The organism is Proteus columbae (assembly GCF_002777965.1).
Lineage (GTDB): Bacteria > Pseudomonadota > Gammaproteobacteria > Enterobacterales > Enterobacteriaceae > Proteus > Proteus columbae.
Genome location: NZ_NGVR01000028.1, coordinates 26,509 through 42,529, shown reverse-complemented (window position 1 = coordinate 42,529; position 16,021 = coordinate 26,509). Strand labels below are relative to the sequence as shown.

The following is a 16,021-nucleotide window of genomic DNA, read 5'->3' as shown; positions in this document are numbered from 1 at the left end:
TATTATCAAAACCCAGAATTCTTGGTGTGGATCACACTTTTTTTGCGAAATACGGGAAAACCATCATTCATATCAAATTTCGGTGCCCCACATTTCGTTATACTAAAATTACAGTCAATGATAATAAAGATGTTATCAAGCGCAGTCACAAGGCAGTGAAACAATTTCGTTACGGATAGCTTAAAAAAATAGCATTACAAATTAATAATGTCAGTGAATTGATTTCTAGACAATTATTCCAATTTTCACTTGAACAATGGAGAAGCGCAGTGCAAACCTTTAATGCCGATATAGCGATAATCGGAGCCGGGGGCGCAGGCTTACGAGCAGCAATAGCTGCAGCGGAAGCGAATCCTCAACTGAAAATTGCTCTGATCTCAAAAGTTTACCCAATGCGTAGCCACACCGTGGCAGCAGAAGGCGGATCAGCAGCAGTGACTCAGGCTCACGACTCCTATGATTTCCACTTCAATGATACCGTTTCAGGCGGTGACTGGTTGTGTGAACAGGATGTCGTCGATTACTTCGTTGAGCATTGTCCAACAGAGATGACTCAACTAGAACTCTGGGGCTGTCCTTGGAGCCGTAAAGAAGACGGGTCAGTCAACGTCCGACGTTTTGGTGGGATGAAGATCGAACGGACCTGGTTCGCAGCCGATAAAACCGGCTTCCATATGCTACATACCCTGTTCCAAACATCCTTAAAATATCCACAAATTCAACGTTTCGACGAACACTTTGTTCTCGATATCTTGGTTGATGAAGGTCACGCTCGTGGTCTTGTTGCTATCAATATGATGGAAGGGACGAAAGTTCAAATTCGTGCTAATGCTGTCATTATGGCAACAGGTGGTGCAGGACGTGTTTATCGTTACAATACCAATGGCGGTATTGTAACTGGTGACGGTATGGGTATTGCTTTACGTCATGGCGTTCCACTGCGTGATATGGAATTTGTTCAATATCACCCAACTGGCCTACCAGGTTCAGGTATCCTGATGACCGAAGGTTGTCGTGGTGAAGGTGGTATTCTGGTCAATAAAGATGGCTATCGTTATCTACAAGATTACGGCCTAGGACCAGAAACACCATTAGGTAAACCAGAAAATAAATACATGGAATTAGGTCCTCGCGATAAAGTTTCTCAAGCTTTCTGGCATGAGTGGCGCGCAGGTCGTACCATCAAAACTCACCGTGGTGATGTTGTTCATCTTGACTTACGTCATCTGGGTGCGAAAAAACTTCATGAACGCCTGCCATTTATTTGTGAACTGGCAAAAGCGTATGTGGGTGTTGACCCAGTTAATGAACCAATCCCTGTTCGTCCTACTGCTCACTACACTATGGGTGGTATCGAAACTAACCAACAAACTGAGACTCGTATTAAAGGTCTGTTTGCGGTGGGTGAATGTTCATCTGTTGGCTTACACGGCGCTAACCGTTTAGGTTCTAACTCATTGGCAGAGCTGGTTGTATTCGGTCGTCTTGCGGGTGAAGAAGCGGTTCGTTGTGCACAAGAAGCCGCACCAGCTAACGCATCTGCATTAGATGCTCGCACTCGTGATATCGAAGATGGCCTGAAAAAGCTGATGAACCAAAAAGGTTCTGAAAACTGGTCACAAATTCGCGATGAAATGGGTGAATCAATGGAAGAAGGTTGCGGTATCTACCGTACACCTGAATTAATGCAAAAAACCGTTGATAAACTGGCTGAATTAAAAGAACGTTTCAAACGCGTTGAAATTAAAGACACCAGTAGCGTCTTTAATACTGATTTACTGTACAAAATTGAGCTTGGCTTTGGTTTAGATGTCGCTGAATGTATGGCTCATTCCGCAATCAATCGTAAAGAGTCTCGTGGTGCACACCAACGTCTTGACGAAGGTTGTACTGAGCGTGATGACGTGAACTTCCTGAAACATACTCTGGCGTTCTATAACCCAGAAGGTGCCCCTCGTTTAGAATATAGCGATGTGAAGATCACGAAATCTGCTCCTGCTAAACGTGTCTATGGTGGTGAAGCGACTGCACAAGACAAGCAGAATAAGGAGAAAGCGAATGGCTGATGACATGAAGCACATTAAAATGGAAGTCATGCGCTATAACCCAGAAACGGACGAAGCGCCTCATTTCGTCACTTATGATGTGCCTTATGATGAGCAAACCTCATTATTAGACGCATTGGGTTATATTAAAGACAATTTAGCGCCTGATCTTTCTTATCGTTGGTCTTGCCGTATGGCGATTTGTGGCTCTTGCGGCATGATGGTCAACAAAGTGCCTAAATTGGCTTGTAAAACCTTTATTCGTGAATATCCAGACGGTGTAAGAGTTGAAGCACTGGGTAACTTCCCAGTTGAGCGTGACCTTGTTGTCGATATGACTCACTTTATTGAAAGCTTAGAAGCGATTAAACCTTATATCATCGGTAATGATCGTAAGCCTTCAGAAGGGACGAATAAACAGACTCCTGCTCAAATGGCGAAATACCACCAATTCTCTGGTTGTATTAACTGTGGTCTTTGCTATGCAGCATGTCCTCAGTTTGGTCTAAATCCAGAGTTTATTGGCCCAGCAGCGATTACATTAGCTCAACGTTACAACACAGATAGTCGCGACCATGGGGCAAAAGAGCGTATGCCTCAGTTAAATGGTGAGAACGGTGTCTGGTCTTGTACCTTTGTTGGCTACTGTTCTGAAGTCTGTCCAAAACATGTGGATCCTGCTGCCGCTATTCAGCAAGGTAAAGCAGCCAGTGCGCAAGACTTTGTCATTGCGATGCTGAAACCACGTTAAGGAGGAAACAAGACATGACAACAAAACGTAAGCCTTATGTTCGTGGCATGCAACCAAACTGGTGGACGAAACTTGGATTCTATCGTTTCTATATCACCCGTGAAGGGACTTGTCTTCCACAACTTTGGTTCAGTCTGGTTGTACTGTTTGGTGTATTCGCACTGAAAAATGGACCAGAAAGTTGGGCAGGTTTCGTTGGATTCCTGAGCAACCCAATTGTAATGCTGATTAACATTGTGACCCTTATTGCAACCGTCTTCCACTCTGCGACTTGGTTCAAACTTGCACCAAAAGCAGTGGTTATCGTTGTTAAAGATGAAAAAATGCCACAAGAACCCATCGTTCGTGGTTTCTGGGGTGTCACTATCGTTGTTACTGCTGCTATTCTGGCAGTGGCGTTAATTTAACCCAGGAGGAAATAATGAATCAGAATCAACTTCCTAAGCGCTCTGATGAACCTATTTTCTGGGGATTATTTGGTGCAGGTGGTATGTGGAGTGCGATTGTTTCTCCAGCAATCATCATCCTGCTCGGTATCCTAATCCCTATGGGTATTGCGCCAGAAGCATTTACTTATGAACGTATTATGGCATTTAGCCAAAGCATCATTGGCCGTCTTTTCTTACTGCTAATGATTGTTCTGCCAGTTTGGTGTGCATTACACCGTATTCACCATACTCTGCACGATTTTAAAGTGCATGTGCCTGCAAGCAAATGGGTATTCTATGGTGGTGCAGCAATTATCAGCGTTATCGCTATCATTGGTGTATTTACACTGTAATTAATTAATACGTAAGATAAAAAGCCACTCAATGAGTGGCTTTTTTTATGAAAAAAATTTTCTATAATTAACTTTTTTATATTTGAACTATATCGTCCACAGTAAACAAAAAGCACTTAACGGCTCATTGTCTCTCACTTAAATTATTAGAACTTCAGGTCCCCGACGCTCTAAAATACGCAACATTCTTAGTGCTGGTCCACTTGGCTTCTTTTCACCTCTTTCCCATTTAGATACGCTCTCTTTTGACATACCTAAAGCTCGGGCAAGAACAGCCTGTGACATTCCAAATTTAGTGCGCAAAGTTTTAATCTCAGCACCACTCATTGCCGATACGCATTGTATTTTGTCATTAATTTCACGAGTGTGAATAATACTTTCAATTTCTTGAACCAAGCTATCGGGTGATGTACCTGCGGCATTTAGCTCTTTAGCCAATTCAAGCATGTTATTTAGCTTGTTACTCATCAGTTATTTCCTCTAAAATTCTGCAAGAAATTAAATGATTAATAGTACTTTCATCATAATTTAAAAACTCATTTGCTAAATGTTTATAGACCTGCAATTCGTCATCTTCTATTTCTTTTTTTCCCTTTGCATTAACGGTATTTTTCGCCCAGCCATCAGCGAAAAAAAGATGATTGTTGATCTTAAAAAATATGATGACTCTAACACTTCCGCTTTTACCTTGTCCTTGTATTGCTAGACGTTTTTTTATTACTCCACCGCCCAAGTCAGCTTCATATTTTCCTTGCTGAACTTCTTTTGCAGCTACAGATAACTGCTTATCCGTTATAGGTGTTTTCTTCACACTTCTCTTAAAAGAAGATATTTTATATATTCCCATGCCACTCCCTCTGCAGTAATGAGTACTATAGTAACCAGTACCACTTTGTCAATCAATGTTTCTTTAAGCACTTAGGTTAAAAATCAAGAAACAAAAAAAGTTAGGTGATTGCATTTTTTTATTCTGCAAAAAGGATATGGGAGAAGCTAGAAAATATCATACCGAATTGATTAGAGAAAAATCAAAGTCTCTAAATTCTCCCCCAAAATAGGACGCCTATTTTGGGGGGTTCTATGGTTAAATATCACCACTTATTGACTATCAAAATTTTAACAAAGATCTTTTAATTACCATTATCTAATTGATTTTTTATGATTTTCATTAGAACAATAGCATAAGTAAAAAGATTTTAATTACGCTAATCTTATTAGAAAATTTTTTAATAAATCAAACCTATCACAATTAACTCGCCAATTTCAGCCCGATAATGCCGAAAATAATCATTGCTAAACTGAGTAAACGATAAATATTGGCAGACTCACCAAAAACTAAAATACCAAAAGTTGCCGTACCGACTGCACCAATACCTGTCCAAATCGCATAAGCTGTACCTGCTGGCAAGCCTTTCATGGCATAAGATAACATGCCCATGCTCACAACCATGGCGCTAATGGTGATTATACTGGGAGTTAAACGCGTAAAACCGTGTGTGTATTTAAGACCGACAGCCCAAACGATTTCTAATAAACCCGCGATAAAAAGAATAATCCAAGACATAACTTCCCCTACTCGATAAGTTGGGGTCGTCCCCTGAATACAAAGACAAAAAGCTGGGTCGTCCCAGCTTTCGAAAGATGAAGCTCTAGTATAAGAAAAAGAAATAAATCGTGCAATAGTACAAAACTGACTCAGTTTTTCTTAGGCGCGCCCTCTTCACCATACAGAAAAGCAGAGACATCATCTTCCACTTCTCCCATTGCCATCAAAGCATCCAATGTCTCTTTTGCTTCATCTTCGTTAACAATACTCATGGCAAAACCAACATGTACCAGTACCCACTTACCAATCATCGTATGAGGCTCACCCTCACAGACTAACGCAATATTCACTTCTCGCTTAACGCCACAAACATCGACCATCGCATTTTCAGTGATTGTTTTTCCAACCTCGACAACTTGACCAGGAATACCAAGACACATAACAACCTCTATTCGATCTCTATTTGCTTTATTCGCATTGCATCGTCATTTTCAACACGCAGATTTTGGCTACCACAAGATGGGCAACCTGCATTGAAGGTTGAAACAGTAACAACTTGATGACAATCCCAACACCATGCTTTCGCGGGGATAATCTCAATATGTAATTCACAGCCTTGAGCAAGGGTGTCTCTGCAAACAATATCAAAGCAAAATTCAAGTGCACTAACTTCAACACAAGATAGTGCGCCAATTTCCATCCATACGCTTTTTACTCTTTTTGCATTATTTAATTTAGCTTGTGAATCTATTATCTCAAATGCGCTCTGGCAAAGCGTGATTTCGTGCATGTCGATACCTTATTGAAGCAAGATAAATAATAGCAACTATAGTATCAGCACATAGTTGCTTTATTATTGATCTTAGAACAACAATTCAGCACCGGTTTCAAAAGCGGCTTTACGACGACGCTCTTTAACCATCTCTTCAAGTGCATCTCTATCAATACACACTAAAGCATGAGTTGGGCAGACTTCAATACATGCAGGGCCTGCTTCACGGTGGTGGCATAAGTCACATTTGTTTGCTTCCGCTTTAAATGCTTCAATCGCATTAAGCGCGGTTGATTTGCGCATAACTGGACGAGAAACCACTTCCATCGTGCCATAAGGACAAGCCAATACGCAGGTTTTACAACCGATACACTTTTCCTGATCGACATAGTAATAATCTTTGTTATGAATGATAGCGCCATTTGGGCACACATTGGCACAAGGGGCATCTTCACATTGATGGCATACAACTGCCGTACTGATTGAAAATCCTTTGATCACATGAATGCGGGGTTGGAAATTCTGCTCACTAATTTGCTCAATGGCTAAATTATCTTGGTCTGCTTGCTGATGTGATACAACACAAGCCACTTCACAAGTATGGCAACCAATACATTTTTTAGGGTCTGCAATGATGAAACGGTTCATCATATTCTCCTGCTTTTTGTTATATATAGCTGTTATATATAGCCGTTATATATGGCGATAAATGCAACGAGTTATTCTAATTAAGAGTAATAACTAGAGTATCAATAGAATGAATCTAGCACGGTTCATGCCAATATATTTTTGATATAACTATTCCTTATTTTTCAATTAAATAATTTTCAAATAAAAATGATTATTAATTAATAAATAAGTCACTTCGTCAAATTATTCGACAAATTTGACGATAAAATAAATCGATATATATTTGATTATATAGTGCTTTGATACATTTATATTCTTAAGTTTCATTACATATACAAAAATAGCGGGTTGGATCAAAAATGATTCAGTCATTGATATAAATTTATTATAAACCTACTACAATATAGCTAATTTTTTAGGGCAATCGGTGGTGTCATGAAATTAAGCAGTAACAATGCTGAAACTATGGAAAGCCTTCGTAATGAGCGTAACCAATATCGAATATTGGTTGATATCACAAATTCTGTATTAGCTCATCTAGACATGGATGGCCTTATTTCTGAAGTCTCTAAAGAAATACATCGTTTTTTTGGACTAAATCATATTAGTCTAATGTTATGCCGTACTTCATCACAAAATAGTCATGAAGGTATTCTTTATTCTAGCCGTTATCAGACTGGAAAATCAGTCATTCGCCAACAACGTAAGTTTAGTAGCGCGAATAACAAAGCAGAAGAAATTATTAATCAGAATAAACCTGTCTTAATTGATATTAGTAAAGAAGATCAGGAAGATGTTTTGATTAAGCGTCTAGTTAAGCAAAATATGCAGACGGCTTTGTTATTGCCACTGGCTTTCAATCATAAACCTCTCGGTTTATTAATTTTAGCGCATGAAATAGGAAGCGTTTTTACTAACGATACTTGCCAGTTACTTCAACAAATTGCGGCGCGTATTGGTATTGCCATTGAAAATGCGGCAGCTTATGAAGAGATAACGCATCTAAAAGACAGTTTAAAGAATGAGAATATTTGGCTTAATGAACAGATAGATAATAATGCCTGTTTTAGTGAGATTATTTATCAAAGCGATGCTATGCATAATGTGCTCGAACAGATTGAATTAGTGGCACAAAGTGATAGTACCGTACTTATTTTAGGTGAAACAGGCACCGGTAAAGAATTAATTGCACGCGCTATTCATCGCCTTAGTCAGCGAAAAAGTAAGTCGATGATAAAAATGAACTGTGCCGCTGTACCTTCTGGCTTATTAGAAAGTGATCTTTTTGGTCATGATAAGGGTGCATTTACAGGAGCAACCAATACGCATATTGGCCGATTTGAAATGGCAGATAAAAGTACGCTATTTCTTGATGAAATTGGTGATATGCCAATTGACTTACAACCCAAATTGCTTCGCGTTCTTCAAGAGCGAGAAATAGAAAGGTTGGGCGGCAATAAAGTGATCCCGGTTGATGTTAGGTTAATTGCGGCAACCAATAAAGATCTCCATGAATTAACAGATGAGGGCGAATTTAGAGAAGACCTTTATTATCGTCTTAATGTTTTTCCTATTATTATTCCACCACTAAGAGAACGACCTGAAGATATTCCACTTTTGGTTAAACATTTTACGCAAAAAATTGCGCGTAGAATGGATAGAAAAATAGATTGTATTCCTGCTAACGCATTGGAGCAATTAACACTTTATCCATGGCCGGGTAATGTTCGTGAACTTGAAAATATTATTGAACGAGCTGTTATTTTAACACGAGGCTCAACATTAAACCTTCAGTTAAAAGAGCTTCACATTAATAAGCCCTCTCGTTTAAAGCAGGTACTGACTCAACCTTCATCTATTGAAAAGCGCATGCAGACGAATGCGCCAGAAAGCGATGATGAAGAGCGAGAAAGAATAATTCAAGCATTAAGAGAAACCAATGGTGTGGTTGCCGGCGCTAGAGGTGCTGCTTTAAAACTAGGGTTAAAACGAACAACGTTATTATCACGAATGCAACGTCTCGGTATTTCAATTCCAGAAATACTTTAATCCTAAAATAGTTTCTTACTTATCTAAAAGAGTGTAATTATTTTATTACACTCTTTTTTTGTACATTTGAAACTTATTAATCTCTATCTATAATCTAAATGATTATAATTTATTAACTACTTCCCATTATTAACTATTAATAATATAAACCGTCAATGGAGCATATTATATATGAATAGCCTGCTTATAAATAAAATTAGTGAAATAAGAAAAGAATACAAAAATAATAAATATGTCTTTATTCCCCAAAACATTGTAATTAATTTAATAAAACAATTAGGTGCTGAAGAAAAAGATATTAATGCACTAATGAAATATGGTGACTATTTAGCACAAGATCCGACGCTTTCATTTCGTCACTCTCGAACAGGACGCTACCTTTTTGATAATGATATAGAAACGATCTCCAGACTAGAGTATCAACCTTTTGTTCTCACTGAAGAAGATGGATTTATTCGTGAAGACAGCGGCGCACAAAGGCATTTTAGAGCACTTGATGATCGCTGGCAGAGCAATACAGCATATCAAGCGTTATTAAAATTAAAGATGTTATTAATTCAAGGTAATACGTTTACTCCCCGTCACTTAACGGATCAACAATCACCAAAATCAATATCGACGGTTTTTCATTTAAGATTAATTGCCCAACCTGACTCTTTAAGTGAACTATCAATTGAAGGCGTTCATCAAGATGGCGTTGATCACACCATGATTGTGATGATGAATAAGAATAACGTTAAAGATAATACAGGTGCTCTACGTGTTCACTCACCGAAAGAAGCCATAGGAACACCTTGGCAAAAAATTGATCCTGAAAATGTGCTTTATGAACACAATAATGCACAATATCTTGATGTTTTATTAATTGCAGATAATGAATTAAATCATAGCGGTACACCTATTTTTACGCATGATAATAAAAAGCAGGCTTACCAAGATTTTATTGTTTTACTCTCTCGCTATCCAACGGTTAATTCTCACCCATCACATAAATTTGATTCGATGGAACCGCATCCAGATTTGCCTTTAACGCTTTATTTAAATCAGTCAGTCGCTTAGTCATAACGCCTTATCACATAAATTAAAATCGTTGAGCTCGGCTGAGTAATAAATCAATAATCAAGACAAGGTTTGATTCAAAAGATGAGCTTTCGATAGTGTCACAATGATAATTCACTGCATCGTCATAAATGGGGAAATGAATATCAGCAAGTTCAGCCAACGGATTGGCACTTGCTCGAGTAAATGCAACAATCTTCATTCCAATACTTTTTGCTATTTTCGCTTTTTCAACGACTTGTTCTGTCTCTCCACTACGAGATATCGCAATAAAAACCGTATAGCGTGAGGCATTATTAATAAAGATATTCTTACTGTCACTAAGCCCAGACAGAAAAGCATCTTTACCAATCAGCTGTAATCGCTTACTGATATATTCTGAAAATATATGAGAAAAACCTGCACCATAAATAAAAAATGAGTTCTTACTGTTAATTAAATCAGCAAAAGCTTGTCTTCGTTCGTCTGAAATTAACGTGAAAGTTTTTAAATAATTTGCCAAAAACTGATCAAAAAGAGGCTCTGTTGCCTCGTTTTCATCATATTTCAATTGATGAGATTTTTCAGCTGAGGATAACAACTGTTTGCAGTAATAAACCAACTCACTATAACCAGAAAAACCTAATTTTTGGCAAAGTCGCATGATGGTTGTTGTTGAAACAAAATTGGCTTGTGCAAGTTCTCTAATAGTGAGTTTGCCAACTTGTGTTGGGTTATCAATTAAATAGGAAAGAATGCGATATTCTGCACGGGTTAATTCTGTTGCTCTTGATAGTAAAGATGATAATCGTGCCGACATACCTGTTACCTTATTGATACATCGTCCTTACCAACATAAAAGGAAAATGCTGTTCTGGTGATAGAACAGCATTCTTATTCAATTACTCGTTAACAGCAAGTCTTGAGATCAAACTCGCTTACCATTGACATAAGCTTTACGTAATTCAGGCCAATACTCACGATTTGCTTCAATCATATCATCAAGGATCTTCTTAGCGTGGATCACACTTGGCACCGTTTTATTCAGTGTAAATGCCTCAAGTGCTTTTTCGTAGCTACCTTCAAGCGTTGCTTCTACCAGCAATTGCTCTGATGCCAATTGTTGTTCTAACAAAGTACGATGGAAGCGCGGAATATCACCAACACGAATAGGCTCTGGCCCGTGAGAGGTAATATATGCAGGCACTTCAACCATTGCATCATAAGGTAAATCAGCAATTGCACCTTTGTTCTCAACAATCACTAAATGACGCTGGCGTAAATCAAAGGCTAAAGAGCATGCCACATCAACAATAAAAGCACCGTGTACACCGACATGGAAAGCATCAGGTAAAATACCCGTCTCTTTATATTCACGCGCCGCTTCAAACAGACGTTTTTCACGACCATCCATCACTTCGTTTGCGCGAGTGTAATTCGGATCTTGATGTTCAACGATATAATTTGGCATCAAGTAATACTGCAAATATGGGTTTGGAATGTATTCAGGAAATGCTTCCATTAATGGTTGAATATGACGCCACGTTTTTACCCATGATGGGTCAGAGTGTTGTGGATCAGTTTGAGCGGCATCTTCTGTTAAAAGACCAAATTTAGCGATATGTTCACGTAATTCAGGTAGTTTTTCCTCACCTTTTACGCGCACTGAAGTAAACCAACCAAAGTGATTTAAGCCAAAATAATCCACATCTAAATCATGACGATCCACTTTTAATACAGCAGCCATATTACGCATCGCTGCAACTGGCATATCACAGATATTCAATACGCGAGCGTTAGGGCGCAAACGACGCACACCTTCAGCAACAATCGCAGCTGGATTGGAATAGTTTACAATCCATGCTTTAGGAGAGGCATATTGTTCAACTAAATCAATTAACTCAACCATAGGTAAAATAGTACGTAAACCATAAGCAAGCCCACCTGGGCCACAAGTTTCTTGCCCTACAACACCATGACGCAATGGGATTTTTTCATCCTGCTCGCGCATTTTATATTGACCCACACGCATTTGAGCAAACACAAAATGAGCGCCATCAAACGCGGTTTCTGCATCCGTTGTCACCGTAAATTTAATGGTATCACTATGATCACGGATCACTTTTTCAACCACGGGTGCAATCGTATCTTGGCGCTCTTGATCGATGTCGTATAAACGAATTTCACTCAGAGGGAAATCCTCTAAACGTACCATTAAGCTTTTGACAATTCCGGGTGTATAGGTGCTTCCGCCGCCTGCAATACTTAAGATAAAGGGTGATTTAGTCATCTTTCTTTCTCCTATTAAAGTGCGGCTTCGACCGCTTCACGCATTTTTTTTACATGCAAACCATAAACAACTTGAACGTTATTACCGTGGCGCACAACGCCTTTAGCACCGGTTTTTTTCAAGATATCTTCATGAATTGCATCGACATTTTTAACAATGACTCTTAAGCGGGTATAACAATTATCAACCACTTCAATATTGTCACGTCCACCGAGTCCTTCAATAATTTCTTCACCTAACTCATTGATAGTTTGAGTCGTTTCTTCAGCATTAGTGACTGCTTCTGATTTTTTCTTGTAATCTTCTTTGCTGTATAAACGCGTCTCTTCATCATCATCTTCACGACCGGGTGTTTTAAGATTGAGTTTTAAAATCAAAGTTCTAAAGATAACGAAATAGAGAACTGACATAATCAAACCCACCACGATATACATCGGCCAATTTGATTTTTCAGTACCTAACGGCAAGTTATATAAAATGAAATCAATGACACCGTTCGCACCAATCGCATGAACACCTAATAGGTAGAACAGCATCATGCCAATACCAGTTAATACGGCGTGAACCAAAAACAGAACAGGGGCGACAAATAGAAAGGAAAATTCAAGAGGCTCTGTTACACCTAGTAAAAAAGAGGTAGCGGCTGCCGGAATTAAAATCGCCTTCGCTATCTGTTTTTTCTCTTTTTTAGCCACAGAGATCATGGCTGCTGCTGCCGCAGTTAAACCAAACATTTTAGCAATGCCACGAGCATCCCAAATCACTGTGCTACTGAGTTGTTTAACTTCAGGGCATGCCATTTCAGCAAAGTAGATATTTCTTGCACCTTGGTAAGTTGTGCCACAAACATCTGCAACACCGCCTAATTCGGTATACAAGAATGGAGTGTAAACTAAATGATGTAATCCAGTTGGGATCAGAATACGTTCTAAAAATCCATAAATCAGCGCACCAAAAGCACCAGAATCATGAATAACGAGCGCCATCTTAGTAATACCCGCCTGCGCAAAAGGCCAGACTTCACACATTAAAACAGCCAATGCAATGGTGAATGGAATAGCAATAATGGCGACAAAACAGTGACCTGAATAGATAGCCATAATGCCGTTAAACTGACGACCCGAATAACGGTTATAAAGCCACCCTGAGATTGCCCCAGTTAAAATACCAGCAAATACGCCCATCTCTAGAACTTGGACACCCAACACCATGCCTTGACCAGCAGCTCGCATCTCTTCTGTACTAACCAGCTTACCTTGTAGTGTTAGCGTAATGTTCATCGCATTTGTGAAAATGACAAACACCACTAAACCAATTAAGCCTGCATAGCCTTTATCTTTTTTCGCTAAACCAACGGGAATACCCACAGCAAAAATCAGTGCTAAATTGACTAAAATAGCCACTGATGATTTTGCGAGTAATTGCCCAATACTTTGAATAACCGGGTGATTTAAAAACGGAATATATTCCGCAAGATTGCCATTGCCAAAAACATTACCTAAAGCGATATATAAACCGACAATAGGCAATATCAAGACTGGCCCATATAAGGATTTACCAAACGCTTGTAGGGCATTAATGAGTTTTTTCATACGGTATCTCGTTGTTGTTTTCTTACACTCATTTCCATGACAGCATCCTGCGCTGGCATTAAATAAAAAGCAATTTATCCACTTGATTTAGAAACGGATTACGTTAAAAGTCACATGTTACTTTTTTTATTGTGAGCTAACGCATGGTGAATATTCAGACAAATAAAAAGACATTTTTAACGATGGGCGAAGGGGGAGAAAATCACAATTAAGTAAGAACTATATAGAAAAAACCGAGCTTACTGACGCAAAGGTCAATAAACTCGGTTCTAAGGCAGAAATACAATATTAATCAGACGAAGATCAACCCTCGGCGGCTTCTCTTAAACGACGTTTAATATTGCTATATTCCGTTTTCACATAGTGTTCTGCCTGAGCCTGCTCCTTGATTGGCTCAACACATACTGCACAGTACTTATACTCAGGTGTTTTGGTAATTGGACTTAAGTTCTCTGCAACCAGTTCGTTACAAGCACCAATCCACCATTGGTAAGTCATATATACCGCGCCTTTATTCGGTCTATCACTGACCGCAGCACGCGTAATGACTTTACCTTGACGAGAGCGTATCCAAACTAACTCTTGATCTTTAATACCCAACTGTTTGGCATCTTCGGTGTTTAATTGAACATAACCCGGTTCATCAGCCAACGCCGCCAATGCTTTACAGTTACCTGTCATTGAACGGCAAGAGTAGTGTCCAACTTCACGGACAGTTGCCAGTACCATTGGGAATTCATCAGACAGTTTGTCAATTGGTGGTGCCCAATCACAAGTAAAGAATTGACCTTTACCGTTAGGAGTATCGAATTTACCACCTTCGTACAGATATTGTGTACCTGGGCTATCTTCTGTTGGACAAGGCCATTGAATATAAGCCAAGTCCGCCATTTTTTCGTAAGTCGCACCATAATAAATTGGGCATAACTCACGCAACTCATCCCAAATTTCTTTGGTATTATTGTAATGCATTGGATAACCCATTGCTGTTGCCATCAAACTGATAATTTGCCAGTCTGTTTTTACATCGCCAACAGGTTCAACAGCTTTATAGAAGCGTTGGAAGCCACGGTCTGCCGCAGTATAAACACCTTCATGCTCACCCCATGATGTTGCAGGGAAAATAACGTCAGCAATAGCTGCTGTTTTGGTCATAAAGATATCTTGCACTATCAGTAGATCTAGTTTTTCAAACGTTCTACGGATTGTTGCTAAATCAGGCTCAGTTTGCAGCGGATCTTCACCCATTACATAGTGAGCTTTTAATAAGCCGTGATCGATATTATGTGGGACTTCACTTAACGCATAGCCCACTTCATCAGGCATGGATTCAATGCCCCAGAATTTAGCAAATTTCTCACGCGCTTTTTCGTCAGTAACGTATTGATAACCCGGCAGTGTGTTAGGTAATGCTCCCATATCACACGCACCTTGTACGTTATTTTGACCACGAACAGGGCCAACCCCAACGTATTTTTTACCTAAATTACCCGTTAATAATGCCAAACTAGTCAGTGAACGTACCGTTTCAACACCTTGGTAGAATTGAGTTACACCCATTCCCCAAAGAATTGTTGCTGTTTCTGCTTTCGCGTACATACGTGCAGCTTCACGAATAATTTGAGCACTTAAACCTGTGGTTTCTTCAACTGATTCAGGTGTATAGCTTTCAACTAATTTACAGTATTCTTCAAATTGCTCGGTGTGATTTTCGATAAAGGATTTATCATGCAATCCTTCTTCAATAATCACATGCGCAATTGCATTTAATAGCGCAATGTTAGAGCCATTTTTTAAGCCTAAGTGTAAATCGGCTAAACGTGCTGTTTCGATGTAACGAGGGTCACATACAATAATTTTGGCACCCTTTTCTTTCGCCTTAACAATACGGCGAGCAACAATAGGATGCGAGTCTGCGGCGTTATAGCCGAAGACAAATAGACATTTGGTATCCTCAATCTCAACGATTGAGTTGCTCATAGCACCATTACCGACCGAACGCTGCAGACCTGCAACCGAAGGGCCGTGTCAGACACGAGCACAGCAGTCTATATTATTATTTCCGATAACTGCACGAGCAAATTTCTGCATAACGAAGTTAGCTTCGTTACCCGGGCCTCGTGAAGAGCCGGTTGTCATAATAGATTTAGCACCGTATTTCTCTTTGATAGCAAGAAGCTTGCTACTCGCAAACTCAATCGCTTCTTCCCAAGAAACCGATTCTAATTTTCCGCCTCTTTCACGACGGATCATTGGTGTTTTAAGACGTGGAGTCAGTATCTTAGTATCATGGATAAAATCCCATCCATAATACCCTTTCAGACACAGCTCACCTTGGTTTGTTAAACCATTGGCTCCTTCAGCGCCAATGATTTTACCGTTTTCCACCTTCAGGTAGATTTTGCATCCTGAGGCGCAATACGGACAGACCGTGATGACTTTTTTCATCAACATTGCTCCTGTGTTCATCAACTTTCAGGTTATTACCTGATCTTCTCCTCTATCTATGCAGAGAGTGTGCCAAATA

The 16,021-nt window shown here is 39.4% G+C and carries 16 protein-coding genes; 6 read left to right on the top strand and 10 right to left on the bottom strand.

The genetic code is table 11. The annotated features are described in order from the left end of the window. The first annotated feature begins 269 nt into the window (after positions 1–269). Genes frdA through frdD form a run of 4 tightly spaced genes read left to right on the top strand, consistent with a single transcriptional unit; the run spans position 270 to position 3,577 of the window. Positions 270–2,066 (top strand): fumarate reductase (quinol) flavoprotein subunit, encoded by a 1,797-nt coding sequence (frdA, locus tag CBE70_RS14665; protein WP_100159903.1) that lies wholly within the window; start codon positions 270–272, stop codon positions 2,064–2,066. Beyond that, positions 2,059–2,796, top strand: a complete 738-nt coding sequence (locus tag CBE70_RS14660) for a succinate dehydrogenase/fumarate reductase iron-sulfur subunit (RefSeq protein ID WP_075672948.1) — start codon at positions 2,059–2,061, stop codon at positions 2,794–2,796. The genes frdA and CBE70_RS14660 overlap by 8 nt, the downstream gene beginning before the upstream one ends. Positions 2,797–2,810: 14 nt before the next feature. Then, positions 2,811–3,203 carry a fumarate reductase subunit FrdC gene (gene frdC, locus CBE70_RS14655; RefSeq protein ID WP_088493866.1) on the top strand — a complete coding sequence of 131 codons (393 nt, stop codon included), beginning with the start codon at positions 2,811–2,813 and terminating at the stop codon, positions 3,201–3,203. Between the two features lie 14 nt (positions 3,204–3,217). Continuing rightward, on the top strand, positions 3,218–3,577 hold the full coding sequence (frdD, locus tag CBE70_RS14650; protein ID WP_088493867.1) for a fumarate reductase subunit FrdD: 360 nt from the start codon (positions 3,218–3,220) through the stop codon (positions 3,575–3,577). 138 nt (positions 3,578–3,715) lie between these two features. Here frdD and CBE70_RS14645 read toward each other — a convergent pair whose 3' ends face one another. The 6 genes from CBE70_RS14645 to hydN form a co-directional block, all read right to left on the bottom strand. Further along, positions 3,716–4,045, bottom strand: coding sequence for a helix-turn-helix domain-containing protein (locus CBE70_RS14645; RefSeq protein ID WP_100159902.1), 330 nt, complete (start codon positions 4,043–4,045; stop codon positions 3,716–3,718). Continuing rightward, positions 4,038–4,424: a type II toxin-antitoxin system RelE/ParE family toxin gene (locus CBE70_RS14640; RefSeq protein ID WP_100159901.1), complete on the bottom strand. Its 387-nt coding sequence runs from the start codon at positions 4,422–4,424 to the stop codon at positions 4,038–4,040. The genes CBE70_RS14645 and CBE70_RS14640 overlap by 8 nt, the downstream gene beginning before the upstream one ends. A 402-nt stretch (positions 4,425–4,826) precedes the next feature. Then, complete coding sequence (gene sugE / locus CBE70_RS14635) at positions 4,827–5,141, bottom strand: quaternary ammonium compound efflux SMR transporter SugE (RefSeq protein WP_100159900.1); 315 nt, start codon at positions 5,139–5,141, stop codon at positions 4,827–4,829. A 131-nt stretch (positions 5,142–5,272) separates the two neighbouring features. After that, a complete protein-coding gene (hybG, locus tag CBE70_RS14630) occupies positions 5,273–5,563 on the bottom strand; it encodes a hydrogenase maturation factor HybG (RefSeq protein WP_100159899.1) in 291 nt (96 codons plus the stop codon). Between the two features lie 8 nt (positions 5,564–5,571). After that, the gene (gene hypA, locus CBE70_RS14625) at positions 5,572–5,913 is read right to left on the bottom strand and encodes a hydrogenase maturation nickel metallochaperone HypA (RefSeq protein ID WP_100159898.1); all 342 of its coding nucleotides are present in this window, start codon (positions 5,911–5,913) and stop codon (positions 5,572–5,574) included. A gap of 72 nt (positions 5,914–5,985) precedes the next feature. Then, entirely contained in the window at positions 5,986–6,543 is a 558-nt protein-coding gene (gene hydN / locus CBE70_RS14620; RefSeq protein ID WP_100159897.1) for an electron transport protein HydN, read from the bottom strand. 417 nt (positions 6,544–6,960) lie between these two features. On the opposite strand from hydN, the gene CBE70_RS14615 reads away from it, so the two are divergent. Both CBE70_RS14615 and CBE70_RS14610 read left to right on the top strand, forming a co-directional pair. Then, positions 6,961–8,574: a sigma 54-interacting transcriptional regulator gene (locus CBE70_RS14615; RefSeq protein WP_100159896.1), complete on the top strand. Its 1,614-nt coding sequence runs from the start codon at positions 6,961–6,963 to the stop codon at positions 8,572–8,574. A gap of 171 nt (positions 8,575–8,745) precedes the next feature. Then, positions 8,746–9,633: a 2OG-Fe dioxygenase family protein gene (locus CBE70_RS14610; RefSeq protein ID WP_100159895.1), complete on the top strand. Its 888-nt coding sequence runs from the start codon at positions 8,746–8,748 to the stop codon at positions 9,631–9,633. A 22-nt stretch (positions 9,634–9,655) separates the two neighbouring features. Here the strand turns inward: CBE70_RS14610 and CBE70_RS14605 are convergent, their stop codons facing one another. The 4 genes from CBE70_RS14605 to fdhF form a co-directional block, all read right to left on the bottom strand. Beyond that, positions 9,656–10,432, bottom strand: a complete 777-nt coding sequence (locus CBE70_RS14605) for a MurR/RpiR family transcriptional regulator (RefSeq protein ID WP_100159894.1) — start codon at positions 10,430–10,432, stop codon at positions 9,656–9,658. Between the two features lie 108 nt (positions 10,433–10,540). Next, positions 10,541–11,902, bottom strand: coding sequence for a 6-phospho-alpha-glucosidase (locus CBE70_RS14600; protein WP_100159893.1), 1,362 nt, complete (start codon positions 11,900–11,902; stop codon positions 10,541–10,543). Positions 11,903–11,916: 14 nt separating this feature from the next. Beyond that, positions 11,917–13,494, bottom strand: coding sequence for a PTS transporter subunit EIIC (locus tag CBE70_RS14595; RefSeq protein ID WP_100159892.1), 1,578 nt, complete (start codon positions 13,492–13,494; stop codon positions 11,917–11,919). Between the two features lie 303 nt (positions 13,495–13,797). After that, complete coding sequence (fdhF, locus tag CBE70_RS14590) at positions 13,798–15,942, bottom strand: formate dehydrogenase subunit alpha (RefSeq protein WP_100159891.1); 2,145 nt, start codon at positions 15,940–15,942, stop codon at positions 13,798–13,800. Between the last annotated feature and the right edge of the window lie 79 nt (positions 15,943–16,021).

Excerpts from the sequence above, each read along its gene's own strand:
- CBE70_RS14660 (WP_075672948.1), top strand. The coding sequence starts at position 2,059 with ATGGCTGATGACATGAAGCACATTAAAATGGAAGTCATGCGCTATAAC.
- frdC (WP_088493866.1), top strand. The coding sequence starts at position 2,811 with ATGACAACAAAACGTAAGCCTTATGTTCGTGGCATGCAACCAAACTGG.
- frdD (WP_088493867.1), top strand. The coding sequence starts at position 3,218 with ATGAATCAGAATCAACTTCCTAAGCGCTCTGATGAACCTATTTTCTGG.
- CBE70_RS14645 (WP_100159902.1), bottom strand. The coding sequence starts at position 4,045 with ATGAGTAACAAGCTAAATAACATGCTTGAATTGGCTAAAGAGCTAAAT.
- CBE70_RS14640 (WP_100159901.1), bottom strand. The coding sequence starts at position 4,424 with ATGGGAATATATAAAATATCTTCTTTTAAGAGAAGTGTGAAGAAAACA.
- sugE (WP_100159900.1), bottom strand. The coding sequence starts at position 5,141 with ATGTCTTGGATTATTCTTTTTATCGCGGGTTTATTAGAAATCGTTTGG.
- hybG (WP_100159899.1), bottom strand. The coding sequence starts at position 5,563 with ATGTGTCTTGGTATTCCTGGTCAAGTTGTCGAGGTTGGAAAAACAATC.
- hypA (WP_100159898.1), bottom strand. The coding sequence starts at position 5,913 with ATGCACGAAATCACGCTTTGCCAGAGCGCATTTGAGATAATAGATTCA.
- hydN (WP_100159897.1), bottom strand. The coding sequence starts at position 6,543 with ATGAACCGTTTCATCATTGCAGACCCTAAAAAATGTATTGGTTGCCAT.
- CBE70_RS14615 (WP_100159896.1), top strand. The coding sequence starts at position 6,961 with ATGAAATTAAGCAGTAACAATGCTGAAACTATGGAAAGCCTTCGTAAT.
- CBE70_RS14610 (WP_100159895.1), top strand. The coding sequence starts at position 8,746 with ATGAATAGCCTGCTTATAAATAAAATTAGTGAAATAAGAAAAGAATAC.
- CBE70_RS14605 (WP_100159894.1), bottom strand. The coding sequence starts at position 10,432 with ATGTCGGCACGATTATCATCTTTACTATCAAGAGCAACAGAATTAACC.
- CBE70_RS14600 (WP_100159893.1), bottom strand. The coding sequence starts at position 11,902 with ATGACTAAATCACCCTTTATCTTAAGTATTGCAGGCGGCGGAAGCACC.
- CBE70_RS14595 (WP_100159892.1), bottom strand. The coding sequence starts at position 13,494 with ATGAAAAAACTCATTAATGCCCTACAAGCGTTTGGTAAATCCTTATAT.